The sequence below is a fragment of the Paracidovorax cattleyae genome (assembly GCF_900104515.1).
GTDB lineage: Bacteria > Pseudomonadota > Gammaproteobacteria > Burkholderiales > Burkholderiaceae_C > Paracidovorax > Paracidovorax cattleyae.
On record NZ_FNJL01000005.1, the window covers coordinates 130,753 to 156,442 of the forward strand.

Sequence of the window (25,690 nt, forward strand, 5' to 3'; positions counted from 1 at the left end):
GCCATGACCACCGCTTCGTTCCAAACCACCGTTCTCTCCGGGCTGCTGGCCATCGTTGCGCTCGGCTCCACGGGGGTGGTCCTGGCACAGGCGGCCCCGCAGGGCGCCGGCGTGTCCGCCGCGGCGCCTTCGGCCACGGCGGTCACCCCCGCCGCCGTGGCGGCGCACTACGCCGTGCTGGTGCACGCGAACTACGAGGACGCGCTGAACGCCGCCAGGACGATGCAGGCCGCCATCAAGGCCTTCACCGCCAGGCCGTCCGCGGAGACTCTGGCCGAGGCGCGCAAGACCTGGCTGGCCGCGCGCGAGTTCTACGGGCAGACGGAAGCGTTCCGCTTCTACGGCGGCCCCATCGACGACGACAAGGGCCCGGAGGGCCAGCTCAACGCCTGGCCCATGGACGAGTCCTATGTGGACAGCGTGGAAGGCAAGCCCGGCTCGGGCCTGGTGAATGACCGGAAATTCGCCATCACCAAGAAGAACCTCGCCGCGCAGAACGAGCGCGGCGGCGAGGAGAACGTCGCCACGGGCTGGCATGCCATCGAGTTCTTCCTGTGGGGGCAGGACCTGTCCGAGACCGGCCCGGGGGACCGCAATTTCGAGGACTTCGTGGACGGCAAGGGCCGGAACGCCGACCGCCGCCGCCAGTACCTGAACGTGGTCACGGACCTGCTCATCGACGACCTGGCCTCGCTCGTCAAGGCCTGGGACCCGAAAGCGCCGAACAACTACCGCGCGAAGTTCGTGAAGGGCGGCCAGGAATCCGTGCGCAAGATGCTGGTGGGCCTGGGCTCGCTGTCCCGCGGCGAGCTGGCTGGCGAGCGGCTGGAAGTGGCCCTCAACAGCCAGGACCAGGAAGACGAGCACTCCTGCTTCTCCGACAACACCCACCGCGACGCCGTCGCCAATGCCCTGGGCATCCGGAACGTCTGGCTCGGCGAGTACCGGCGTGCCGACGGCAGCCTGGTGCAGGGCGCCTCGCTGCGTGGCCTGGTCGCCAAGAAGGACGCCGCACTGGCCGAACGGACCACGCAGCAGATCGCCGCCTCCGTGCAGGCAGCCGAGGGCATCCAGGCCCCCTTCGACCGCGAGATCATCGGCGGCAAGGACGCCCCGGGCCGCCTGCGCATCCAGAAAACCATCGACAGCCTCACGCAACAGAGCAAGGATCTCGTGGAGGCCGCCAACGCCATCGGCATCACCAAGCTGACGCTCGTGCAACCGTGAAGGCGATGCGCGACATGACTTCCTCGCAGGCCGACCCGGGGCGGCGGCGCGCGCTCTGGCCGGCCGTTGCCCTCGCAGGCACCGGCATGGCCGCCGCGGGCGCCCTGCTCCTGGCCAACGGCGCCGCGGCAGGCGACCCGCCCGACCCGCTCGGGGAAAAGACCGGTGGCGACACCACGGTCTATGCCACCGGCCGCAACGCCTTCTCGTTCCCCGCGGCCAACCTCGAGGACGCCGAACGCACGCGCTTCGTGATCGGCAACTCGTTCTTCAAGCGCAACTGGGTGGAAGCCGGCGCCTCGACCAAGGCGCGCGACGGCCTGGGCCCGCATTTCATCGCACGCTCCTGCGGCGGCTGCCACGTGCAGGACGGCCGCGGCGAGCCGCCGGAGATCTTCAACCGCCTCGGCGAAACCCGCGACCCGATCGTCTCGCTGCTCATCCGCCTGTCGATCCCCGGCACCGACCCGCACGGCGGCCCCAACCCGGAACCGGTGTATGGCGACCAGCTCAACACGGCCGCCGTGCAGGGCGTGAAGCCCGAGGGCACGGTCACCCTGCGCTACGAGACCGTGCAGGGCCGTTTTGCCGACGGCACGCCCTACACCCTGCTCAAGCCCCACTACGGCGTGCGCGACCTGGGCTACGGCCCGCTGCATGCCGGCACCATGCTCAGCCCGCGCATCGCGCCGCAGGTCATCGGCGTGGGGCTGCTGGAGGCCATCGACGAGGCGGACATCCTCGCCAACGCTGCCGACCAGGCGGCCGCGCCCGGTCCGGTCAAGGGACGGCCCAACTACGTCTGGGACGCGCCGTCGGGCCGCAAGATGCTGGGCCGCTTCGGCTGGAAGGCCAACGTGGCCACCCTCGCGCACCAGACCGGCGGCGCGTTCGTCGGCGACATGGGCATCACCTCCCGGCACTTTCCCAGCGAGCACTGCACCACCACGCAGGTGGACTGCGGCGCAGCGCCCAGCGGCCGCAGCGCGGGAGCGCGCGGCCAGGAAGGCGTGGAGATCGACGACAAGACCTTCGACGACGTGGTCTTCTACCAGGCTACGCTGGCCCCGCCCGCGCGCCGCGACGTGAACGACGCGGCCGTGCTGCGCGGCCAGGCGCTGTTCGCGCAGGCCCAGTGCGCGGCCTGCCACCGCCCGAGCTATGTGACGAAGGAAGGCCCCTTCCCGCGGCTGACCAGCAAGGCCCTGTCGGGCCAGCGGATCTGGCCTTACACCGATCTATTGCTGCACGACATGGGCGAAGGCCTGGCCGACGGACGGCCCGATTTCCTGGCCACCGGCCGGCAGTGGCGGACACCGCCGCTGTGGGGCATCGGGCTCATCAAGGACGTGAACGGCCACACCCGGCTGCTGCACGACGGCCGCGCTCGCGGCGTGCTGGAGGCCATCCTCTGGCACGGCGGCGAGGCGGAAGAAGCGAAGCAGAACGTGCTGAAGATGGACAAGGCCGAGCGCGACGCGCTGGTCCGATTCGTGGAGTCCCTATGACCGCATCCCTTGAACTCCTTTCCGCCCTGCGACGCCGCGGCGCGCCGGCCCTGGTGGCCGCGGGTGTCGCGCTGCTGGCGGCGGGCGCGCAGGCCCAGGCACCGGCAGACTGGCGCCGCGACGCCGTGCCGTTCTATGACACCACGCACGCGCTGCTGGGGCTCTACACCCACTGGGGCCTGCCGCGCGCCACGGAGTTCGCCCAGGCATCGGGCGCCCTGCCTCCGGCGCTGCGCGCGCTCTGCACCGCAGCGCCCGACGGCTCGTCCGCGCCGCTGGCCGGCGCGCGCCAGGCGTGGCAGCGCGCCATGCTGGCCTGGGAGGGCCTCTCCGCCGTGGCCGTCGGCCCGGTGGTGGCGCGCCGCGCGCAGCGCCAGATCGACTTCATGCCCGCGCGCCCCCAGCTCATCGAGCGCGCGATCAAGGCGCAGCCGCAGGGCGCCACGGCCTTCGAGCGCGTGGGCACGCCGGCCAAGGGCCTGCCGGCGCTCGAATGGCTGCTGTGGACCCAGCCGGCGCAGCCCGCCTCTCCCGCGTGCGCGTACGCCGTGGAAGTCGCGCTCGACGTGGAGCGTGAAGCCGTGGCCCAGCAGGCCGCGTTCAGCGAGGCCGCGCACACCGACTGGGGTGCCGAGGAGCAGCAGGAGCGCTCCGCCCAGGCCATGGGCGAATTCATCAACCAGTGGGTGGGCGGCATCGAGCGCCTGCGCTGGGCGCACATGGAAAAGCCCCTGCGCGCCGCGCAGGGCACGCGTGCGCCCGACTATCCCCGTGCCGCGAGCGGCCAGATCCGGGCTGCCTGGAACGCCGAATGGGCCGCCCTGCGCGCCCTGACGGTACAGGCCGACGGCACGCCCCCGGTACAGCCGGGCCAGGGAGCGGTGCCGCTGGAAACCTACCTGCGCGGGCGGGGCCTGAACCCCCTCGCCGACCGCCTTCGCGACGCGGCTTTGCGCATCGACGCGGCGATGGCGGCCGCTGCCAGTCCGGATGCCGCTGCACCCGACGGCCCGCGGGTGCTGCAGGCCGCGAAAGAGTTGAGTGCGCTCAAGCGCCTGGCCGAAGCCGAGGTGGCGCCGGCGCTGCAGGTCAGCATCGGGTTTTCGGATGCGGACGGGGACTGACGCGATGAACGCATCTCGCGGGAAAGGCGGCATGGCCCCGGGCGGGCCTTCGCGGCGCGGGGCCCTGTGTACGCTGGCCGGCATCGGGCTCGCCATCCCGTTGTCCGGCGCCTGGAGCAGCGCGGGGGCGGCGGGTACGCCCCTGCGCCTCGCGGCCGCCTGGCAGCAGGAGGATGGCGGCTACCGCATCGGCCTGCTGGAAGCACTGCCCGGATCCGGCACCGCACTGCGCGCGCTGCACGCGCTGGAGATTCCCACCCGCGCGCACGGCCTGTGCCCCCTGCCCGATGGCAGCATCGTGGCCGCGTCGCGCCGCCCGGGCGACTGGCTGCTGCGCTGGTGGCCCGGTACGGCGCGCGAGCCCGTCTGGCAGTGGTCCGACGGCCAGCGCTCGTTCAATGGCCATGTGATCGCGTCACCGGACGCGCGCGCGCTGCTGTCCACGGAAACCGAGGCGGACACGGGCCGCAGCCTCGTCGTGCTGCGCGATGCATCCACCCTGGAAGTGCGCGCGGAATGGCACGCGCAGGGCATCGATGCGCATGAACTGATCTGGGACCGGCGCGTGCCGGTGGACGGCATGCCGACCCTGATCGTGGCCAACGGCGGCGTGCCGACGGCCCCCGAGACCGGCCGCGTGAAACGGGCGCTGGACACCATGGATTCGTCCATCGTGCGCCTGCACGGAGGCACCGGCGAAACCCTCGGGCAATGGCGCCTCGGGGATCGCCGCCTGAGCCTGCGCCACCTCGCCTGGAATCCGCGTGCGGACGTGCTTGGCATCGCACTGCAGGCCGAGCACGACGGGCCGGATGCGCGCACCGCGGCGCCGGTGCTCGCGCTCTTCGATGGCAAGGCGCTGCGGGCCGCAGACCCGGCGCCGCAGGCACTGCCCGGCGGCCTGCGGGGGTACGGAGGCAGCATCGCCGGATTGGCGCAAGGCTGGACCGTGAGCTGTCCCCGCGCCCAGGGCATCGCCGCCTTCGACGCCAGCGGCGCCTGGCAGCGCCTCATCCCGCTGCCCGAGGCCTGCGCCCTGGCGGTGCACGGTTCCGGGCTGTGGGCGGCAGGAGTGGACCATACCCTGCAGAACGCCCAGGCCACGGCACCGCTCCGACACCCCCACAGCCCCTCGCTCGCGGACGCGCGAATGGACAACCACTGGTACCCCGCCTGATTCATAAACCACGGCAGATATACATTCAAATACAATTACACGGAAAGTTATACAAGGCATTACAAGAGCACTCATTTGTGCAAGGTTTTACCTACACTCCGGCGATTCCCGCGAGGTCGCCAATGCCTTTTCTTCCCCCCCACCGCACACGTCTGATCGCGCTCTGCTGGGCAGGCGCGCTGCACTGCCACGCCGCCCTGGCGGCGGACATCCTGCTCGCCCCTCCGCCCAACGGCGGCTTCTCGGTGACCAGCAGCGACAAGACGCAGATCCGGCTGCGCGTGGACGAGGCCTCGGGCACCGTCACACTGCCCGGGCTGGCCTCGGTGCCGCCACAGGGCACGCCCGTGTGCCATGGTCCGGGCGGCGTGCTCGGCGATTGCAGCGCCGGAGTGGTCGGTGCCACGGGTGCGACCGGCGCCACGGGTGCGACCGGCCCGGCAGGGGCGACCGGCCCCACGGGCAGCGCAGGGCCCACGGGGGCGACGGGCGCCGCAGGCCCCACGGGCGCATCCGGCGCCACCGGAGCCACCGGCCCGGCGGGTGCGACCGGGCCTGCCGGCCCCGCGGGCCCGTCCGGGCCCACTGGTGCGACGGGAACGACAGGCGCACAGGGCAGCGTCGGCCCCACCGGGCCCACGGGCGCGACCGGCTCCGTGAGCACGGCCGTCGCGATCCGCACCTTCACGCTGTCCACCGTGAACAGCGACGCCTGCGCGGTCGTGTCCTGCTGCAATCCCGGAGAGAAAGTGCTGGGTGGCGGGCATGCCGCGAACACCGGCAGGGTTTCGCCCGAAGATGCGGCCGTTTATGTTGGCGAAAGCCGCCCGGTCGATAACTGCGGCGGATCCACGGGCACCCTCGGTTGGTCGGTGAAGATACTCAACTCGTACCGCGCGAACCTGCAGAGCTGCTCCGCCTACGCCATTTGCTCGCAGTAGCGCCAAGCCTTCCGGTTACCACGATGACCGAGACCACGCACACGCCCCGGGCCCACCGCTGCGCCGCTCCGGAGGACTTTCCGCGCGCCCGCCGCATCGCGCGCGGCGTGGACATGGCTGCCGCGCTGGCGGAAGTCGATGCATTGCCGCACGCCCGGTGGGGGCCGCACTTCAATCTCGCCAAGCACAACGGCGGCTGGCACGTGGCCGCATTGCGCGGCACGCCCCGCTCGCCCCTGGCCGCCGCGCCGGGGGAGTTCTCCGCCGACCTCTACCAGGACGGCGCAGCGATGGCGCAGTGCCCGTCCGTGCGCGCGCTGGTGGCCGCCATCGCGGGCGACGCGCCCCTCAAATCGGTGCGGGTGCTGCGGCTGGCACCCGGGGGCACCATCCTCGAACACACCGATCCGGGCGTCGGCCTGCGGGACGGCGAAGCCCGCCTGCACCTGCCGCTGCGCACGCACGACGAGGTCTTCTTCTACGTAGGCAGCGAGCGCGTACCCATGCGCGCCGGAGAATGGTGGTACGCCGATTTTTCCCTGCCCCACCGCGTGTCCAACCGGGGAGCGCGCGAGCGCCTGCACCTTGTGGTGGACTGCGCGGCCACGCCCGCGCTGAGCGGGGCCATTGCCGCGGGAGACGCGGGCGAGCCGCTGCCCGAAGCGCACGATCCGCAATGTCAGTTCGCACGGTTCCGCCAGGAAGTCTTCGGCGATCCGGCGCTGCAGGAGCGCCTGATCGGCATCCGCTCGCGCGAGGATTTCGCGCAGGCCTGCGTGCAACAGGGCCAGGCCCTGGGCCGGTATTTTTCCGAGGCGGAGGTCCTGTCCGCCATGGCCTGCGGGCGCGATGCATGGATGCGGCAATGGATCGTATGAATTTCGAGGGCTGGTCGCCCATTCGCATCTATCGGGAGCCGGGCGGCGAACTGCTCGTGGACTGGATGCGCGCGCCGCCGGAAGTCACGCGCACGCCCTTCTTCGCCGATGGCGTGCAGAACGCGATGCAGTGGCCGTTCCACCAGGCATTCCGCCGCCAGACGCCTCTGGCCGACCTGATCGACTGGGCACACACCTCGCCGGGCCTGCAGCCGTCGGGCATCGTCTTCCACGTCTCGCGCTGCGGCTCGACGCTCGTCACCCAGGCGTTCGCGGCGCTTGAGGACCACGTGGCCCTGTCGGAACCGCCGCCGCTGGACGACCTGCTGCGTGCGGAACACCGGCTGCCCGGCCTGGACGCGGCCCAGGCACTCGCTGCTGCGCGGGCCTTCGCGAGCGCATGGGCCCAGCCGTCGCTGCCCGGACATGGAAGCCGGCGCAGCCATCTCGTCATCAAGTGCGACTGCTGGGACACGGCCCTGGCCGGCCGTATCGCCGAAGCCTGGCCCGATACGCCGTGGCTTTTCCTGTACCGCGATCCGGTGGAGGTGCTGGTGTCGCAGATGCAGCAGCGTGCGGCCTACCTGATCCCCGGCGGACCGCTCGGCGTCAACCCCGCAGGCATCCCTTTCGACGAAGCGCTGCACATGGGTCCGGAAACCTATTGCGCGCGCAGCCTGGGCAGCATCTACGCGGCGATGGTCCGGGAATTCCGGCCGGAATGCACGCTGCTGCTCGACTACCGGCAACTGCCCGAGGCCATCTCCCGGGCGATAGCACTGCATTTCGGCATGCAGCCCGGCGCGCAGGCCATCGAACGCATGCAGGCCACCTTCGGCGTGCATGCGAAGAATCCCTCACACCCCTTCGCCCCCGATGCCGGGCGCAAGCACCACGAGGCGCCGCAGCGCCTGCGTGCGCTGGCGCAGGAATGGATCGCCCCGCACTACGATGCCCTGGAGCGGCTGCGCGCCCGCCAGGACGGCGAGGCGCGGGCGGCCGGCCACAGGCCCGGCGCCCTTGCCACAGGAGCGACACTCCCATGACCCTTCCGCCCCCCCCCACTGCGCGCCTCGGCCGCCGCGGCTTTCTCGGGGCATCGGCGTCCACGGCCGCCGCCGCGGCCTGCGCCCCGGCCTCCGGCCTGGCGGCAACGGCCACGCGCGCCAGCGAACGGCCCGCCCCCGGTGCGCGCCTCACCGTGGGCGTGCTGCTGCCCGAATCGTCCCGCTACCCCACGCTGTCCGCGGAGTTCCTTGCCGGGCTGGACGCCGGGGCCGCCGCTTCCGGCCTGGCATCGCCGCGCTGGTTGCCCCTGCCCTATGGCCGCAGCGTGCGATCGGCGCTGCAGCAGGCCCGGGCCGCCGTGGAAACCGGCACGGTGGATGCCCTGGCGGGCTGGCTGCCCGTGGACTCCGCCATGGAATTCGCGCCGCTGCTGCAGCGGCACGGCGTGCCATTCCTCGCGAGCGATACGGGCGCCGACCGGCTTCCCGACCGCCCCGCCGCACGCTCGCCCTGGCTCGTTCCGCATACCCTGGAGTTGTGGCAGTCCTGTGCCCGCCTGGGGCGAGAGGCACCGCGTCGCTGGGGTACCCGTGCGGTGCTCTGCATGGGCCTGCTCGAAAGCGGATACGACTTTCCTCACGAGTTCCGTGCAGCCTTCGAGGCCGCCGGGGGTACGGTGGCCGCCACCCATGTCTCGGGCCTGCCGGACGGACGGCCCGAATTCGACGGGCTGCGGTCCGTGCTGAAGGGAACGGCCGCCGATTTCGTGGTGGTGCTTTACTCGGGCAGGCAGGCGGAGCGCTTCCGCGCGGCATGGCAGCGCCTCGGCATGGACCGCCAGCAGCCCCTGGTGGGCAGCCCGGTCGCGCTCGAAAGCCCGCTGTCCGCAGCGTCCCCGGCAGCGGCACTGCAGTTGGGCACCGATGCAGGGGAGCGCCTGGCACGGTGGCAGGCGGCGGTCCCTGGCGGGGCGCTGGCGGCCCTGGCCCGGCTGCACGCCGCCCTCCAGGAACCGGCATTCCTGCCCACGGCCGCACGCCCGGGCGTGCGCAGTGGCTGGACCAATCCCTATCTCGTGACTTGATCAAGGACAAAAGACATGGCCATGGATCCATTCATCGGCGAAATCAGCATTTTCGCCGGCAACTATCCTCCCAGAGGCTGGGCGTTCTGCCAGGGGCAGATCCTGTCCATCTCCCAGAACGCGGCGCTCTTTTCACTGCTGGGCACCACCTACGGGGGCAACGGCACCACGACGTTCGCGCTGCCGGACCTGCGGGGGCGCATACCGCTGGGCCAGGGTCAGGGACCCGGCCTGCAGACCTACGTTCAGGGGCAGGTGGGCGGGCAGGAGGCCGTGACGCTGCTGAACAGCCAGATGCCCATGCACGTCCACCCCACATCGGTGGCGGTGAGCAGCAGTGCCGGGAACACCGCGGCACCCAATGGCCGCTACCTTGCCGCTTCCGACCAGCGCAACAACCAGTACACCGACCAAAACGGGAATGGCAACCTGGGGGGCGTTTCGGGCGGTGTAGCGGGAGGCAGCCAGTCGCACGAAAACATGCAGCCCTACCTCTGCATCAACTTCATCATCGCCCTGCAGGGCGTCTTTCCGTCGCGCAACTGACCGGCCGGGCCGGCGATCGTCTCGTCTGCCGGCACGGCCCCCGCATCAATCCACCACCGTGAGCTTGGCCACCGACAGCGCCAGCCACTTGGTGCCATGGCGGGGGAAGTTCACCTGCGCGCGCGCATCGTCGCCCGCGCCTTCGAGCGACAGCACCTTGCCCTCGCCGAACTTGGTGTGGAACACCGCCAGGCCCACGCGCAGCCCATGCGTGGGCGGTACCTTCTGCGCCGGCACGGGCGGGCTCGCGAAGCTTTCGGACTTGCCCGATCCGAAGCCACCCCACGGCGCGCCTGCGCTCCCGCTCCGTCCGCCGGACTGCGGCGCGAAGCTGCCGAAGCCTTGCTGCTTGGGCGTGATCCATTTCAGAGCCGCCTCGGGCAGTTCGTCGAAGAACCGGCTCTTGATGTTGTAGCGCGTCTGCCCGTGCAGCAGGCGCGTCTGCGAATGGCTCAGGTAGAGCCGCTTGCGCGCGCGCGTGATCGCCACGTACATCAGGCGGCGCTCTTCCTCCAGGCCGTCCCGGTCGCTCATCGAGTTCTCGTGCGGGAACAGGCCCTCCTCCATGCCGCCGATGAACACGGCGTCGAACTCCAGCCCCTTGGAGGCGTGCACCGTCATGAGCTGCACGGCGTCCTGCCCGGCCTGGGCCTGGTTGTCACCGGCCTCCAGCGCCGCATGGGTGAGGAAGGCCACCAGCGGCGAGAGCGTCTCGCCGGTGTCGGCATCCACCACGCCTGGCAGCGGCTCGTCGACCACGGGCTGCGACGGGTCGATGCCCTGGCTGGCCGGGCTCTGGCGCAGGCTGTTGCCATGCTCGTCCACCGGCAGCGCGACGGCGTCCCGCCCGAAGCCTTCCTGCGTCACGAAGCTCTCGGCGGCGTTGATCAGTTCCTCCAGGTTCTCCAGCCGGTCCGCGCCTTCCTTCTCGGCGCGGTAGTGCTCCACCAGCCCGCTCGATTCGAGCATCTGGCCGATGATCTCGCGCAGGGTCTGGCCCTGCGTCTGCTCGCGCATCACATCCACCATGGCGACGAACGCGCCCAGGTTGGCGCCCGCCTTGCCGGGCACGGCACTCACGGCATCGTGCAGCGAGCAGCCGGCCTGCCGCGCCGCGTCCTGCAGCACCTCGACCGAGCGTGCCCCGATGCCGCGCGGCGGGAAGTTCACCACGCGCATGAAGCTCGTGTCGTCGTGCGGGTTCTCCAGCAGGCGCAGGTAGGCCAGCGCATGCTTGATTTCCGCGCGCTCGAAGAAGCGCAGGCCGCCGTACACGCGGTAGGGCACCGCGGCATTGAACAGCGCCGATTCGATCACCCGGCTCTGCGCGTTGCTGCGGTAGAGCACGGCGATCTCGCGTCGCTCGAAGCCGTCATTGCGCGCGAGCTGGCGGATCTCGTCCACCATCCATTGCGCCTCCGCCAGGTCGGTGGGCGCTTCATACACGCGCACAGGCTCGCCGGGTCCCTGCGTGGTGCGCAGGTTCTTGCCCAGGCGGCGGCTGTTGTGGCTGATGAGGGCGTTGGCCGAATCCAGGATGTTGCTATAGCTGCGGTAGTTCTGCTCCAGCTTGATCTGGTGGCGCACGTCGAACTCCCGCACGAAATCCTGCATGTTGCCCACGCGCGCGCCGCGGAAGGCGTAAATGCTCTGGTCGTCGTCGCCCACCGCCAGCACGCTGCCGTGCGTGACGAGGCGGCCGTCCACCATGTCGCCCGCGAGCTGCTTGAGCCAGGCGTACTGCAGCTTGTTCGTATCCTGGAATTCGTCCACCAGGATGTGCTGGAAGCGCCGCTGGTAGTGCGCGCGGATCGGGTCGTTGCCCTGCAGCAGTTCATAGCTGCGCAGCATCAGCTCGCCGAAATCCACCACGCCCTCGCGCTGGCACTGCTCCTCGTACAGCTGGTAGAGCTCCACCTTCTTGCGCCCGTCCGCATCGCGTGGATCCACGTCGCCGGGCCGCAGTCCCTCTTCCTTGCAGCCGCTGATGAAGTAGGCCATCTGCTTCGGAGGAAAGCGCTCCTCGTCGATGTTGAACTGCTTGCACAGCCGCTTCACGGCCGAGAGCTGGTCCTGCGTGTCCAGGATCTGGAAGGTGGAGGGCAACCCTGCCGACTTGTGGTGGGCGCGCAGCAGCCGGTTGCACAGGCCGTGGAAGGTGCCGATCCACATGCCGCGCATATTCACCGGCAGCATGGCCGAGAGGCGGGCCGTCATTTCCTTGGCGGCCTTGTTGGTGAAGGTGACGGCCAGGATGCCGCCGGGGGTGGCGTAGCCGTTCTGCAGCAGCCAGGCAATGCGCGTGGTGAGCACGCGGGTCTTGCCGGAGCCGGCACCGGCCAGGATGAGCGCATGGCCGGCGGGCAGGGTCACGGCCGCGAGCTGCTCGTCGTTCAGGTTCTGCAGCAGGGGCGATGCGGCCGCCGGCGGCGTGGCCGGGCCTGGCTCGGCAGCGCCGAAAGGCGCTGGCGCGCCGGAAAACAGGTCGTGTGGGAGCATGCCCCCATTGTAGGAACACGGGCGCCCCGGCCCGGGCCGCGGGGTCATGCCCCCGGACCCTGTCCCTACGTCAGCAGTCCGTCCAGCGCATCGGACTCGAACTGCTTCCACAGCGCATCGCGGCGCTCCAGCGCCTCCTGCACCGCGCCGTGGCGCAGCTGCGCCACCGCCGACACCAGGGCATTGCAGAGAAAGAAGGCCGCGGTGTAGGAATCGAACGGCGACGCGTTGGCCGTGCTCGCTACCAGCGTGTGCTGCGCATGCTGCACGATGGGCGCCACCGGGCTGTCCGTGAGCGCCACCACCGTGGCGCCCTGCGCGCGGAAATGCTGCGCCGCCAGCAGGCCGCCGCGCGAATAGCGGCGTATGGTGAACACCAGCAGCACGTCCTGCGGCTGCACCCACAGCATCCGGTCCACTGCGAAGGGGGCGCCCGCCCCCAGGTCCTGCACGCCCGGGCGGCACATGTTCAGGTGCGTGGCCAAGTGGCTGGCCACGGGCGCGCTGTTCTTCTCGGCCATCACGAACACGCGGCCTTTCCCGTGCCCCAGCAGGCGCGCCGCCGCCTCGAAGGCGGCCATGTCCAGTCCCTGCCGGGTGGCGGCCAGGTTGTGCTGGTCGTGCAGCAGGGCATCGTCCACGCACTCGGCCAGGCGGCGTCCGGCGCCCAGGGTGGCAGGCGCGCGCTGCGCCGCGGTCTGCAGGCGCGAGGTGACCTCCGTGCGGGCCTCGCGCCGCACCTCGGCCAGACTGCCGTAGCCCAGCTTGGAAAACATCCGCACCACCGTGGAAGCGCTCGTGCCCGTGCGCGCCGCAATCGCACTGGCGGAATCCAGCAGCCCGTCAGGGTAGTGGCGCAGCAGGTCGTCGGCCAGCGCGCGCTCGCTGGCGGTCAGGGATGCGGCATGGGCGGCGAGCCGTTCGGTCAGGAGCATGGGTCGGGAAAGGAGGTGCGGGTAGCGCGCGGGCAACGTGCCGCTCGCGCTGATTGTGCACGGCGCGTCACGCGGGAACGCAAACCTGATTGCAACACTCATTGCAAGACAATATGATTTATGAAATTTCCATTTCAATCATTCCCCGTTGCCGCAACACTGCCCGACCATGACCGCCACCTCCTCCGCGCCTGCCGTCCCCTCTTCCGCCCAGCCCCTGCTCGACTGGCTCGCCTCGCAGGAGCAGGCCATGGCCGACCTGCTGGCGCGGATCGTCAACATCGACAGCGGCAGCGGCCATGAAGAGGGCGTGCGCCAGGTCGCCGCAGTGCTGCGCGGCCGCCTGGAGGCCGCGGGCATCGCCGTGCAGACCCTGCCCGAGCCGGGCTGGGGCGAGTGCATCCTGGCCAGGGTGCCGGGCAGCGACGCGGCCGCCTCGGGCCACTACCAGCTCATGGGGCACATGGACACGGTCTTCCCGCTCGGCACGGCGGCGCAGCGGCCCTGGCGCGTGGAAGGCGGCAAGGCCTTCGGCCCGGGCGTGGCAGACATGAAGTCGGGCCTGGTGATGAACGTCTTCGTGGCAGAGGCCCTGGCACGCTTCGGCGGCAACGCCACCCCGGTGCACCTGCTGTTCACTGCCGACGAAGAAGTGGGATCGCCGGCCTGCCGCACCGTCATCCGCGAGCACGTGCAGGGCGCCCGCGCCGTGCTCAATGCCGAACCCGGCCGCATCAGCGGCAACGTGGTCAACGAGCGCAAGGGCTCCTACCGCATCGACTTCGAGGTGACCGGCGTGGCCGCGCACGCGGGCATCAACCCGGCCCAGGGCGCGAGCGCCATCGACGCGCTGGCCCGCAAGATCCTGGCGCTGCACGCCCTGAACGGCTGCGAGCCCGGCATCACGGTGAACGTGGGCTTCATCCAGGGCGGCATGGCCTCCAACGTGGTGGCCCCGCTGGCCTCGGCGCACGTGGACCTGCGCTACACCGCCGGCAACGACCTGGAGGGCGTGCTCGCGCGCATCCAGGCCATCATCGAGGAAGAATCCCTGCCGCGCACCGGCGGCCGCATCGTCGCCAAAACCGGCACCCTGCCCATGGCCCGGACGCCCGACGCACTGCTGCAGACCTACCAGCGCTGCGCGCAGCAGATCGGCTTCTCGGTCGAGGGCGAAGCCACCGGCGGCGCGGCCGACAGCGGCATCACCTCGAACATGGGCATCCCCTCGCTGTGCGCGCTGGGCCCCGTGGGCGGCTACGCCCACAGCGAGCGCGAGTTCTGCGACCTCACCACCTTCGTGCCCCGCGCCCAGGCGCTGGCGCTCACGCTGCTGGCGCTGGGCTGAGCCGGCTTCCACCCTTTTTGTTGTCCTGACCTTTCCGAGACCTATGTCCTTCGAACGCACCCCCGCCACCCGCCGCCAGATCCTCGCCACCGGCCTGGGCCTCGCCGGCGCCGCCGCCCTGCCCGCCTTCGCGGCCGGCGACAAGTACCCCAGCCGCCCGATCACCCTGGTCGTGCCCTTCCCGCCCGGCGGCTCCGTGGACGTCATGGCGCGCCAGTACACCGAATCGCTGGGCCGCATCCTGGGCGTGCCGATCGTCGTGGACAACAAGCCCGGCGCGGGCGGCTCCATCGGCACCCAGTTCGTGGCGCGGGCCCCGGCAGACGGCTACACCCTCGTGGCCTCTTCGCAAAGCAGCCACCTGGCCAACCCGCTGGTGCAGCCCAAGCTGGGCTACGACCCGATCAAGGACTTCGAGAACATCGCCATCCTGGGCCGCCAGCCCAACGTGCTGGTCGCCCACCCGAGCGTGCCCGCGAAGAACTTCGCCGAGTTCGTGGCCTACCTGAAGGCGAACCCCGGCCAGGTCAACTTCGCCACGGCCGGCGCCGGCAGCATGGGCCAGATCAACGCCGAGGCGTTCCTGCTGGCCGTGGGCGCCAGGGGCGTGCACATCCCCTACCGCGGCGGCTCGCCCTACGTGACGGCCATCCTGGCGGGCGAAGTGCAGTTCGCGCTCGACAACCTGGTGGTGTTCCTGCAGCACATCCAGGCCGGCAAGCTGCGCGCCCTGGCCGTGGCGTCGGACACGCGCGTGGCCCAGCTGCCCGACGTGCCGACCTTCAAGGAACTGGGCTTCCCCGCCCTGAACCAGCCGTCGTGGACCGGCATCGCCGCGCCGGCGGGCACGCCGGCCGCCGTCGTGGCCACGCTGTACAAGGCCATCCGCAAGGCCGCGACCGAACCGGCGATGATCGAGAACCTCAAGGCCCGTGGCGTGATCCCGCCCGAAGACATGCCGCCCGCCGCCTTCGAGAAGATGATGTCCGAGCGCCTCGTCTCTTACGGCGAGGTGGTGCGCAAGGCCAACATCAAGCCGGAATAAGAGCGGCTGGCACGCTCCGGCGAAGCGGTCCTGCGCCGCGGCGCGTCTTGTGGGAACATGCGCTGCACCCCCACCGCACAGCCCCAGGACCCGCCGATGCGCACCTCCCTCTCCGCCCTGCTCCTCTGCCTCGCGCCGGCCTGGATGGCCGGCGCCCCCTCTTCCGCTGCGGCCCAGTGGACCGCGTGCAGCAGCGACGGCAAGGCCGCGCCGCGCGTGCTCTACGAGCGCTTCCTCAGCGCAGATTGCACTGCCTGCTGGGCCGATGCGCCTGCCACGGCCCCCGGCAGCCGGTCCCTGGTGCTGGACTGGATCGTGCCGGGCCGCCAGGGCGACGAAGCGCCCTTGTCCGCCGCCGCCACGCGCGACGCGCTGGAACGCCTGCAGGCGCTGCGCCGCGATCCGCCCGCAGCCACCGACACCGCCATCACCGACGTCACCGCCACAGCCCCGCTGCCGGGCCGGCTGCGCGTGGCCCTGGGCCCGCCCGTCAATGGCTATGTCGGCGCCACCATTGCCCTGGCACGGAGCGGAGGCAAGGCCGCAGCCCCACATGTCCGCGCCGGCACCCGCCATGCATTCACGCTGCTGCTGGTCGAGACCGTACCCGCCGGAGCGGAAGGCAATGCCGCAGAACGCCACATCGTGCGCAATGCACTGCAGGGCACCTGGGAGGCTGGCACGGCAGCGCCCCGTGCCGGATGGTCGGAGTTGCGGCCCATGCGCATCCCCGACGGTGCCGATCCGGACCGGCTCGGCGCCGTGGGCTGGCTGCAGGATGCAGGCGGCACGGTGGTTGCGGCGGCACGGGCCCAATGCCCCGCCCGCGGCGCCGGCGGACCGCAGTAACCCTTCGCCGCGTCCGCCAACCCCCTGGCACATGCCGGATGCGTGCGGCAGGGGTAGAATCAGTTACCGGGCCCAAGTTTCTTGACGTCCGGTTTTTTTGTGCCTGCGCACAGCAGGGTTCGGCAGAGGCCTCCACGGCCCGCCCGCACAACCGGCCTCCAAGCCAAGCGCCCCATCGCGGGGGAAAACGGTCCTCCGCGACCTTTCACAGGAGCTTGGAAATCTCATGGAAATCTTCGACTACGACAACGTCCTGCTGCTGCCGCGCAAGTGCCGCGTGGAGAGCCGCTCCGAGTGCGACGCCAGCGTCACCCTCGGGCAGCGCAGCTTCCGCCTTCCGGTGGTGCCGGCGAACATGAAGACGGTGGTGGACGAGAAGATCTGCCGCTGGCTCGCCGGCAACGGCTACTTCTACGTCATGCACCGGTTCGACCTGGACAACGTGCAGTTCGTGCGCGACATGCACGCCGCCGGCTGCTTCGCCTCCATCTCGCTGGGCGTGAAGCAGCCCGACTACGACACGGTGGACCGGCTCGTCGCGGAAGGCCTCTGCCCCGAGTACATCACCATCGACATCGCCCACGGCCATGCGGACACCGTGAAGGCCATGATCGCCTACCTCAAGCAGCACCTGCCGCAGGCCTTCATCATCGCCGGCAACGTGGCCACGCCCGAGGCCATCATCGACCTGGAAAACTGGGGCGCGGACGCGACCAAGGTGGGCGTGGGCCCGGGCAAGGTGTGCATCACCAAGCTCAAGACCGGCTTCGGCACGGGCGGCTGGCAGCTCTCGGCGCTCAAGTGGTGCGCCCGCGTGGCCACCAAGCCCATCATTGCAGACGGCGGCATCCGCAGCCACGGCGACATCGCCAAGAGCATCCGCTTCGGCGCCACCATGGTCATGATCGGCTCGCTGTTCGCAGGCCACGAGGAATCCCCCGGCAAGACCGTGGAAGTGGACGGCGAGCAGTTCAAGGAGTACTACGGCTCCGCCAGCGACTTCAACAAGGGCGAGTACAAGCACGTGGAAGGCAAGCGCATCCTCGAGCCCGTCAAGGGCCGCCTCGCCGACACGCTGGTGGAGATGGAGCAGGACGTGCAGAGCTCCATCAGCTACTCCGGCGGCCGCAAGCTCATGGACATCCGCAAGGTGAACTACGTGATCCTGGGCGGCGACAATGCCGGTGAACACCTGCTGATGTGAGGCTATGGAAAATTTTTGCGGGCCAGCTTGCAGGCAGGCGAAAAAGTAGTGCATAATTCGAGGCTCTGCAGCGCTGCAGACACAGTTTCAAAAGTTACTGTGGGTTCTTAGCTCAGTTGGTAGAGCAGCGGACTCTTAATCCGTAGGTCGAGTGTTCGAGTCACTCAGGACCCACCACCACAAAGCCGCAAGGCTGAAAACGCCGGTGCTATCGTAAAGGTAGCGCCGGCGTTTTTTCTATTGGTGTCTGCATGGGGCGTTTATGCTCTACGCCACGTGTACAGGTGGTCTACACCACAGTGTTTGCGCTAATAGCGCCGGCCTTTTTCATTCGGGCTCGAATGTGATGCCTTATGAGACGTGTCTCCAGTCTCGCGCATCCCTTCGAACACCTTTTCCAGCAATGGCTTTGCAGGCGCGAGCGCAGCCAGAGTTGAGGACTTGGCCACAAACAGGCCTCGTCCACACCCGTTCGCCGTCACGAGGGCGACGCAGACTAAGCCCTGCGCGCGCGCCGCCGGTGCAGCGCATAGCCGACCAGCGCGCCGGTGAATGCGGAAACTGGGAGAACCACGAACAAGAGCACGGCGGCCAGGATGTTGGACCGCTCTTCGTTCAGGGGATAGCCGGAGCCGAAGACGCGGCTGAACGCCGCAGAAGCCAGAACGCCGAGAAGCACGCCCAGGATCACCCCGGCAATGATGTGGAGTGTGGCTTTCATGCGAGTTGCCAGAACCATACCGCCTGGGCTTTTTCCATATCTGAAACGTCGCTCAGGATGCTATGAATCCCGTAGCTACCGATGCGCGCATGGATGCGCAGCCAGGAGCCGCGATCGGTCAGTCGGCTGCCGTTCCAAAGGTCGATGTGGTCCCCCTGCATGCCAGGGCCCCAGTAGTTCTGGAAGAACACCAGGCCGGTACGGTTTTTCATGCCCGCGCTCCCCTCCGTACGGCCGAATGCCTGTGCGCCGGTGAACTTCTCGATACTGATCGGCAGGCGCGTCCCCTCTTGCGCCCGGATAGGGTATTTCGTGGCGCCCTGTTGCCAAGACCATGCGCCGCGGAACGTGCGGAAGTCCACGCCGGTACGCATGAGCGCTGCGGAGAAGTTGATGGCACATTGGTTTTCGTAGGCTGCTTTATTCAGCAGTGGCGCATCACCTCGCACGTTGGGATGGTTTTTCCAGATGTCTTGGAAGTTTGGCATTTGCTTGTCTGCGGAATGAGCAAAAGGCCTGGAGCGTGACCTTTGCGATGGGCTGGCCTCTCGCCAGCACTCGGCATTACCACGGTTATTCCTTACCAAATTCTTACGCAGCAGACTGTGAATTGTTGGGTTTGGAAACAGCGCAGAAGCTTGCGACTTTCCATCCTTCGACATACGCACCTGTCCTGCCCGTCAGCCCGTCCACCCATCACAGCAGCCTTGCACGGCGTTTTTACGGCAAGAAATCCTTTCGAAAAGCCTTCGCCCATGAAAAAGGCCCGCCATGAAGGCGGGCCCAGACGCTCCGGGAACGGCGATGCCGGCACCGGCGCGCGCTCACTTCAGGACGAGGCAGCGCCTGCGCTGGCGCCCGCACCGCCGCCGCTGGAAGCCGCAGACTTGCGATGGCTCTTGCGGCCAGCCTCGCGAGCTTCTTCCGACGTGAATTGGTGGGCGTTGCCGCTGGCGTGGGCCGCCCGCCCGCCCAGGGACGCAATCTCGCGCTGGCGGGCCGGGTCCATGCCCGCGAACCCCCGCCGGGCCGGACCGGCACGGCGGGCTCCCTGCTTCAGCGCCTCTTCCGCCTGTGCTTGCTTGCCCGTATCGCGTTCGTTCGTTGGGTCATTGGCCATGTACCGCTCCTCTCAACAAAATGGAAATGGATGGATGGAAATTTGCAGTCCGGCGCTACGGCAGCCAGGCCTACGCAATGGCACAGGGCAAACGGCGTGCCCGACCGTTCGGACAAGGCAGACGGGCAAAAAAAGAGCCCGCCATGGTGGCGGGCCCAAGAGGGGCGCGCCTGGCGGGGCAGCCAGGCACGTATCACGGGGCAAGCGGCGTGCCCCGGAAGCGGGGGCAGGCCGCCGCCTGCGCGTCAGCGCGTGGAAGAAGGGTCCGCGGCCGTGCTTTCGTAGGCCTTGAGCTTGTTGTAGAGGGTCTTGAGGCTCACGCCGAGGGCCGCCGCAGCGCGCTCCTTGTGGTTGTCGAAATGCCGCAGGGTGCGCAGGATGAGCTGCTGCTCCACGTCCGCGATCGAGGTGCCCACATCCACGCGCAACTGCCCCGCGGATTCGGCCCACCCCTCCACCGGCGTGCGGGTTGCCCGGCCCTCGGAGGCGGCCTCGGCCTCGGCACCGTTGGTCGGGAGCCACTGCGCCGTGATCGCATCGCCCTCGGCCATCACATAGGCGCGCTGCATCACATTGCGCAGTTCGCGCACATTCCCCGGCCAGCGGTAGCGCTCCAGGCGCTCCAGGGCCTGGGGATCCAGCCGCTTGGAGCGGCCTTCCTGCTGCCCGATCGCCGCCAGGAAATGGGCACTCAGCAGGCCGATGTCCTCGGCACGGTCGCGCAGCGGCGGCAACTCGATCGGGAACACGTTCAGCCGGTAGAACAGGTCCTCGCGCAGCGTCCCTCCCGCCACGGCGGCCAGGGGGTCGCGGTTGGTCGCCGCCACGATGCGCACGTCGGTGGCGCGCTCCACGGTGGAGCCCACGCGCATGAAGGTGCCGGTTTCCAGCACCCGCAGCAGCTTGACCTGCAGCTCCAGGGGCATTTCGGTCACCTCGTCCAGGAACAGCGTGCCGCCGTGTGCGCGCTCGAAGAACCCCTGGTGCTGGCGCTCCGCGCCGGTGAAGCTGCCCTTCTCGTGGCCGAAGATCTCGCTTTCCATCAACTGGGGCGAGATCGCTCCGCAGTTGATGGCCAGGAAGGGCTGCGAGCGCCGGCGGCTCAGGTCATGCACCGTGCGCGCCACGAGCTCCTTGCCGGTACCGCTGTCGCCGGTCACGAACACCGTCACCGAGGTGCCGGCCACGCGCGCGATCTGCTCGTACACCCGCCGCATGCAGGCCGAGCGCCCCACCAGGTGGCCGAAGCGCCCGGTATCGTCCACCGTCTTGCGCCAGGACTCGATCTCCGCGGCGATCTCGGCGGGGGGCATCACGCGCGAAAGCACCCCGCGCAACTGCGGCAGGCTCACGGGTTTCACGAGATAGTCGGCCGCGCCGAGGCGCAGCGCCTGGATCGACGTCTCCAGCGTGGCGTGCCCCGTCACCAGCACCACCTGCGTGTTGGAACGCAGCGACTGCTCGTTCATGAACGACAGGCCGTTGCCATCCGGCAGGTGCAGGTCCAGCAGCACCACGTCCGGCGGCTGCAGCACCATCTTCTTGCGCGCGGCCTCCAGCGTGTGCGCCGTGGCGGCGTGATAGCCCTCGGCGCTGCACAGCGCCGCCAGCATGTCCGCCGCATCGGCGTCATCGTCCACGATCAGAGCCAAACCCATGAGTCCTCCAGGATGCCTTGCCACGGTGCAGCCGTCCGCACACCGCGCAATACAGATGCATGTGGACTCTGCACCCGTCAAGGCGTGCGGTCCATTGCGTTTTGTAATTGTTCCATCGTGATCGGCTTGACGAGGTATTCGTCAAATCCGGCTTTCCGCGCCTTGGAAATATCCTGCGCCTGGCCGTAGCCCGACACCGCCACCATCCGGCCGGCATAACCCGCCGCCCGCGCGCGCAGCGCGATCTCGTACCCATCCACGCCCGGCAGTCCGATATCGACGATGGCCACGTCGGGCCGCTCCGCGATGATCAGGACCAGCCCGTCCAGCCCGTCCTCGGCCGTGTGCACCGTATGCCCCCCGCCCTGCAGGTAGGCATTCACGGAGCGCAGCATGTCCGCATTGTCCTCCACCACCACGATCCGCCGCGACGGGCCGTGCGGGCGCCTCGCCACGGCGTCCGCAGGCACGGCAGCGCTGCCGGGCGCCACCCGCGGCCAGCGCACCGCGAATACCGTTCCGTCCTCCGAGGTGGAGACGTCGATCGTGCCACCGTGCTGCTCCACCAGGTGCTGCACCAGCGTCAGCCCCACGCCCAGTCCGCCGTCCTGCCGGTCCAGCATGCGCTCTCCCTGGCGGAACAGGTCGAAGATGTGCGGCAGCAGGTCCTCGTCGATGCCGTCGCCCCCGTCCGCCACGCACAGCACGGCCTCGTCGCCCTCGCAGGCCACGCTCACATCGATGCTGCGGCCCTCGGGCGTGTACTTGATGGCGTTCTGCAGGAGATTCACGATCACCTGCTCGATGCGCGTCGCATCGCCGTTGATCCAGGCCGGCTGCAGATCGAACGTCCAGGCGTGGCGCCGCATCGTGCCCCCGACGGACAGGGATTCGCGCACGCTGCGCACCCGCTCGGCCAGATCGGTGGGACGGCGCGCCAGCACGGCGTTGCCGCGCAGCACGCGGCTGACGTCCAGCAGGTCGCGCATCATGCTCGCCAGGTGCTGGGTCTGGCGCTGGATGATGCCCAGGGCCTGGTTCGTCGTCTCCGGCCCGCCCGCGCCGGTGGACAGCACATCGGATGCCGCCGCGATGGCCGCCAGCGGATTGCGCAGTTCATGGCTCAGCATGGTCAGGAATTCGTCCTTGGCCCGGCTGGCGGCCTCCGCCTGCCGCCGTGCCGCCTGCTCCTGCTCGGACTGCAGCGCCCGCCGCCGCTCCGCGTTCTTCTGCTCGGTGACGTCCACCGTGATCCCCACGACCTGCTCGGGGCGGCCGCGGATGCCGTAGCGCAGCAGCAGCCGGCTGGACAGCCACCGGGGCGCGTCGTCGGGCGCGGCGGCGATCCGGTACTCCAGCTGCGCCCTGGAGCCGCGGGTGCGCAGCGAGCGGGCCAGCGAGCGCCGCAGCCGTGCGCGGTCGTCCGCATGCACGAGCGCGCTCCAGGCCCTCAGCCCGCGTGGCCCTCCGCCACCCGCCTGCAGAGCCGCCGGGTCGCTCCCGAACAGTCCTTCCTGGCCCGCCGTCCATACCAGCTCCGACGGCCGGAATCGGTACTCGAAAAATCCCACGTAGCCCGCTTCGCAGGCCAGGTCGATCAGGCTCTGCTTTTCCTGGCGCTTGCGGTCCGCGGCCAGCCAGAGGGCCATCACCTGCAGCAGTTCGGTGATGTCCGTCACCGCGCTCAGTGCGCCGCGCGGCCGTCCCTGCTCGTCGAGCAGCGGCACCGCGCTGGTCACGACCGACATGGACGCGCGCCCCGGCACGCGGATCTCCAGTTCCATCGGACCGACGGGCTGGGCCAGGCGGCACGCCAGCAGCAGGGGCTGCTCCTCGGGCTCGAGCTCCTTCCCGCCACGGAAGATCCGGGCCGGCACCTCCCGGCCGTCCTCTTCGTCCGCAACACCCAGCAGGCCCCGCATCACGGGGTTGAGGACCACATGGCCGCAGTCCGCGCCGTCGGCGAATGCCAGGCCGATGGGCGTGTTCTCGAACAGGGCCTCGAATTCCGCGGCCTTGGCCTGCAGCCGCTGCCGCGTGGTGGCATCGCGCCGCTGCGCGGTCCAGAGCGCATCGCGCAGCAGGGCGATCTCCCGCACGGGAATGCGCAGGGACGGCGGCAGGCGCTGGGCCCGCGCCAGCATCTGCAGCGGCTGGGCGATGCGCCATGCCAGCAGGAACGCCAGTGCGACGCCCATCACCAGGCAGGCCCCCATGGTGGCGATCGCGGACAGCACGGTGCGGCCCTCGGCCGCCTCGATGGGCGCCGCCGGCACGCCCACGCTCACCTGCCAGCCGTAATGCGCCACCGGCCGCCAGGCCGCCAGCGCGGGCTCGGCGATGCCATCCGCGCCCATGCGGGCCTGCACGCGCTCCACGCCCGTGGGCAGGAGTTGCCGGCCGCGCGCCAGATGGCCTGCCGCGGCCACCACGTTCTGGCGTGCATCCACCAGCGCGATGAAGCCCCCGTCCGGCGGCGTGGCCGTGGACAGCAGCTTCTGCCACGCATGCGCGTCCATGCGTGCGCCGAGCACATGGCCGCCTTCGGCCGCGAGGCGCACCGGCACGGCCAGCGCCACCTCGGCCCGGGCCGAGTCCACGGCGACGGATTCCGAAAGCGCCGCGCGGTGCTCCGACGAGGCCCTGCGCACCAGCGCCTCGATGGCCGCATTCTGCACCGCATCGCCCGCAGGCCGGGCGGTGTCGAATACGATGCGTCCGTCGGCCGCTGCGAGGAACACGCTGTGCCACTGGGGTTTCATGGGCGGCCGCTGGCGCAGCCAGCGCTCGAGCGCGGAGGGCTGGCCGGACCGCAGCGCATCCGTGCGCTCCAGCGCCAGCAGCGCATCGACCGTGGAGGCCATGTCCAGCGCCACGGTCTGCGCCAGCCCGGCGGCGCTGTGGCCCAGCACGGACTGCAGGCGGCTGCGTGCCTGCACGAGGTCCGCTGCGACCTTGTAGGTCAGCAGCAGCGCGATGGGCAGTGTCGCGGCCAGGATCATGGCCACCAAGTAGGTCCGCAGCGACGCCGACGGCCAGGCGCGTTCAGCCCAGCCGGGCAGCCCCTGCCGCGGCCATCCGGAGTCCTTCGCCTCCTGCGCGCCGGCATCCTCCTCTTCTCCGGAAGGGGGGATCGGTGAATCGGTGTGTTGGGCCATGCAATAGTTTCCGCAATTAATACCGTCCGGTGGCAGCATTCCGGGCCAGGAGGGCGCGTTCGCCGCGCCTGCGCAACCGCATGGCAATCCGCACTCCCCGCTCGACTCCCACCGTTACAGGCTTCGCTTTGCGGGCTGCCGAATTGTTGCAAAGGTATCTATACGTATACTGTCAGACAAGGGCGGCATGGTGTTTGCACGAAGAGTCCGAAGGCCACATGTGGCTGGCCTGACCAAGGAACCTTTCGCCCGATGCCGACACTCGCTCTTCGAGCCCGACAGACGCAGTCCCCGCACCTTTCGCCCCGCCTGCAGAAGGCCGTGCAGTTGCTGCAGATGCCGACCGCGGAATTCATCCAGAGCGTGATGGCCGCCGTGGACGAGAATCCTTTTCTCGAGGAAGACGAACCGGCTGCGCCTGCTGCCCCGGGCCCGGAGGACGGACCCGCCTGGACCGCGGCCCCGGGATCCCGGTCGGCCCAGGGCGGCAGCGGCGATGGCCTGTCCATGCTGGAACGCGAACCGGCGACCGCCACGCTGCACGAACACCTGCACGCGCAGCTGCGCCTCCTGCGGTTGCCCGACCGCGCCTTCCTCCTGGCGAGCCTGGTCGTCGAGGAGCTGTCCGACGACGGCTACCTCGCCCCCCCACTGGAGTCCCTCTGCGGCGACTACGGCGTGGACCCGGAGGCGACGCCCGAAGAACTGGACGCCGCACTGCGCACCGTGCAGTCCCTGGAGCCCGCGGGCGTGGGCGCGCGCAATCTGCAGGAATGCCTGAGCCTGCAGCTGCCCGCGGTTGTCTGCCCGCTGCAGCGTGCGCTGTGCGACGCGGTGCTGGCCAGGGCGGCGGAAGGGTCCGGGCCGCAGGCCATGCGGCAGCTGGCGACGCGACTGGACGTGCCCGCGCATGCCGTGCGGGAAGCGCTCGAGCGGCTGCGGCACCTCGACCCCCACCCGGGATGGCGCCATGGGCACCAGCCGGTGCAGTACATCGTGCCCGACGTCATCGCGCACAAGGCCCGCGGCCAGTGGACCGTCTCGCTGAATGAGGCCGTCATGCCGCGCGTGCGCGTCAACCGCCAGTACCAGCAGCTCCTGCAGACGCCGGCCAGCGCGGCCGACGGGGCCCCGTCCGTCGCGGACGATGCGGGCACGCGCACCGCGCACCGCGACCTGGCGGAGCAGCTGGCCGAGGCCCGCTGGACCGTACGCCACGTGCAGCAGCGCTTTTCCACCGTGCTCGACGTTGCCAGGGCGATCCTGCGGCGGCAGCCCCACTTCCTTGAATACGGCCCCATCGGCATGCGGCCGCTGGCGCTCAAGGACATCGCCGAAGACGTGGGCGTGCACGTGTCCACCGTATCGCGCGTGACGAACAACAAGTACCTGCAGACACCGTTCGGCCTGTTCGAGCTGAAGTATTTCTTCTCCCGCGCCATGGCCACGCCCACGGGGCGGGACAGCTCGCCCACGGCCATCCGCGGGCTCGTGCAGGAAATCCTGGCGGCGGACGACGGGCAGCGTCCGCTCTCCGACGTGGACATCGCGCGGCAGCTCGAGCGCCAGGGCATCCGCATCGCGCGCCGCACGGTGACCAAGTACCGGCAGCAACTGCGCATTCCGCCTGCCGAGCAGCGTGCCGCCGCGCTTCCCTGAG

Annotated in this window: 21 protein-coding genes and 1 tRNA gene; 15 read left to right on the plus strand and 7 right to left on the minus strand. The window is 70.0% G+C overall.

Annotated elements, in window-relative coordinates; translation table 11 throughout:
- Window positions 1-3: 3 nt before the first annotated feature.
- The 9 genes from BLR05_RS05685 (at window position 4) to BLR05_RS05725 (ending at window position 9,493) form a co-directional block, all read left to right on the plus strand.
- A complete protein-coding gene (locus BLR05_RS05685) occupies window positions 4-1,227 on the plus strand; it encodes an imelysin family protein (protein WP_092832843.1) in 1,224 nt (407 codons plus the stop codon).
- Between the two features lie 14 nt (window positions 1,228-1,241).
- On the plus strand, window positions 1,242-2,735 hold the full coding sequence (locus tag BLR05_RS05690; RefSeq protein ID WP_092832935.1) for a di-heme oxidoreductase family protein: 1,494 nt from the start codon (window positions 1,242-1,244) through the stop codon (window positions 2,733-2,735).
- Window positions 2,732-3,859: an imelysin family protein gene (locus BLR05_RS05695; RefSeq protein WP_092832844.1), complete on the plus strand. Its 1,128-nt coding sequence runs from the start codon at window positions 2,732-2,734 to the stop codon at window positions 3,857-3,859. The genes BLR05_RS05690 and BLR05_RS05695 overlap by 4 nt, the downstream gene beginning before the upstream one ends.
- Window positions 3,860-3,863: 4 nt before the next feature.
- Complete coding sequence (locus BLR05_RS05700) at window positions 3,864-5,036, plus strand: DUF1513 domain-containing protein (RefSeq protein WP_244160051.1); 1,173 nt, start codon at window positions 3,864-3,866, stop codon at window positions 5,034-5,036.
- Between the two features lie 122 nt (window positions 5,037-5,158).
- On the plus strand, window positions 5,159-5,977 hold the full coding sequence (locus BLR05_RS05705) for a collagen-like protein (protein ID WP_092832846.1): 819 nt from the start codon (window positions 5,159-5,161) through the stop codon (window positions 5,975-5,977).
- 23 nt (window positions 5,978-6,000) lie between these two features.
- On the plus strand, window positions 6,001-6,855 hold the full coding sequence (locus BLR05_RS05710) for an aspartyl/asparaginyl beta-hydroxylase domain-containing protein (protein ID WP_092832847.1): 855 nt from the start codon (window positions 6,001-6,003) through the stop codon (window positions 6,853-6,855).
- Complete coding sequence (locus BLR05_RS05715; protein WP_092832848.1) at window positions 6,843-7,901, plus strand: sulfotransferase family protein; 1,059 nt, start codon at window positions 6,843-6,845, stop codon at window positions 7,899-7,901. Before BLR05_RS05710 ends, BLR05_RS05715 begins: the two co-directional genes overlap by 13 nt.
- Complete coding sequence (locus tag BLR05_RS05720) at window positions 7,898-8,947, plus strand: ABC transporter substrate-binding protein (protein WP_092832849.1); 1,050 nt, start codon at window positions 7,898-7,900, stop codon at window positions 8,945-8,947. The genes BLR05_RS05715 and BLR05_RS05720 overlap by 4 nt, the downstream gene beginning before the upstream one ends.
- Before the next feature lie 15 nt (window positions 8,948-8,962).
- A complete protein-coding gene (locus tag BLR05_RS05725) occupies window positions 8,963-9,493 on the plus strand; it encodes a phage tail protein (protein ID WP_092832850.1) in 531 nt (176 codons plus the stop codon).
- A 45-nt stretch (window positions 9,494-9,538) separates the two neighbouring features.
- On the opposite strand, the gene BLR05_RS05730 is transcribed toward BLR05_RS05725, so the two are convergent.
- Entirely contained in the window at window positions 9,539-11,992 is a 2,454-nt protein-coding gene (locus BLR05_RS05730) for a UvrD-helicase domain-containing protein (protein ID WP_092832851.1), read from the minus strand.
- 65 nt (window positions 11,993-12,057) lie between these two features.
- The gene (locus BLR05_RS05735) at window positions 12,058-12,927 is read right to left on the minus strand and encodes a MurR/RpiR family transcriptional regulator (RefSeq protein WP_092832852.1); all 870 of its coding nucleotides are present in this window, start codon (window positions 12,925-12,927) and stop codon (window positions 12,058-12,060) included.
- Between the two features lie 169 nt (window positions 12,928-13,096).
- Between BLR05_RS05735 and BLR05_RS05740 the strand changes: the two genes are divergently transcribed.
- The 5 genes from BLR05_RS05740 to BLR05_RS05760 all read left to right on the plus strand — a co-directional run bounded on the left by BLR05_RS05740 (window position 13,097) and on the right by BLR05_RS05760 (window position 17,550).
- Complete coding sequence (locus tag BLR05_RS05740; RefSeq protein WP_092832853.1) at window positions 13,097-14,275, plus strand: M20 family metallopeptidase; 1,179 nt, start codon at window positions 13,097-13,099, stop codon at window positions 14,273-14,275.
- Window positions 14,276-14,318: 43 nt separating this feature from the next.
- On the plus strand, window positions 14,319-15,320 hold the full coding sequence (locus BLR05_RS05745; protein WP_092832854.1) for a tripartite tricarboxylate transporter substrate binding protein BugE: 1,002 nt from the start codon (window positions 14,319-14,321) through the stop codon (window positions 15,318-15,320).
- A 96-nt stretch (window positions 15,321-15,416) separates the two neighbouring features.
- The gene (locus BLR05_RS05750) at window positions 15,417-16,169 is read left to right on the plus strand and encodes a hypothetical protein (RefSeq protein WP_092832936.1); all 753 of its coding nucleotides are present in this window, start codon (window positions 15,417-15,419) and stop codon (window positions 16,167-16,169) included.
- A 226-nt stretch (window positions 16,170-16,395) separates the two neighbouring features.
- Window positions 16,396-17,373, plus strand: coding sequence for a GMP reductase (locus tag BLR05_RS05755; protein ID WP_092832855.1), 978 nt, complete (start codon window positions 16,396-16,398; stop codon window positions 17,371-17,373).
- 101 nt (window positions 17,374-17,474) lie between these two features.
- Window positions 17,475-17,550: transfer RNA gene (locus BLR05_RS05760), tRNA-Lys, on the plus strand.
- 319 nt (window positions 17,551-17,869) lie between these two features.
- Here the strand turns inward: BLR05_RS05760 and BLR05_RS05765 are convergent.
- The 5 genes from BLR05_RS05765 to BLR05_RS05785 form a co-directional block, all read right to left on the minus strand.
- Complete coding sequence (locus BLR05_RS05765) at window positions 17,870-18,094, minus strand: hypothetical protein (protein ID WP_092832856.1); 225 nt, start codon at window positions 18,092-18,094, stop codon at window positions 17,870-17,872.
- Entirely contained in the window at window positions 18,091-18,582 is a 492-nt protein-coding gene (locus BLR05_RS05770; protein WP_092832857.1) for a type VI secretion system amidase effector protein Tae4, read from the minus strand. The genes BLR05_RS05765 and BLR05_RS05770 overlap by 4 nt, the downstream gene beginning before the upstream one ends.
- A 341-nt stretch (window positions 18,583-18,923) precedes the next feature.
- Window positions 18,924-19,214, minus strand: coding sequence for a KGG domain-containing protein (locus BLR05_RS05775; RefSeq protein WP_019701417.1), 291 nt, complete (start codon window positions 19,212-19,214; stop codon window positions 18,924-18,926).
- 245 nt (window positions 19,215-19,459) lie between these two features.
- Complete coding sequence (locus BLR05_RS05780) at window positions 19,460-20,872, minus strand: sigma-54-dependent transcriptional regulator (RefSeq protein ID WP_092832858.1); 1,413 nt, start codon at window positions 20,870-20,872, stop codon at window positions 19,460-19,462.
- A 77-nt stretch (window positions 20,873-20,949) separates the two neighbouring features.
- On the minus strand, window positions 20,950-24,030 hold the full coding sequence (locus tag BLR05_RS05785) for an ATP-binding protein (RefSeq protein WP_092832859.1): 3,081 nt from the start codon (window positions 24,028-24,030) through the stop codon (window positions 20,950-20,952).
- A 252-nt stretch (window positions 24,031-24,282) separates the two neighbouring features.
- Here BLR05_RS05785 and rpoN point away from each other — a divergent pair, with 252 nt between their 5' ends.
- Window positions 24,283-25,689, plus strand: coding sequence for an RNA polymerase factor sigma-54 (gene rpoN, locus BLR05_RS05790; RefSeq protein ID WP_092832860.1), 1,407 nt, complete (start codon window positions 24,283-24,285; stop codon window positions 25,687-25,689).
- Window position 25,690: the final 1 nt, after the last annotated feature.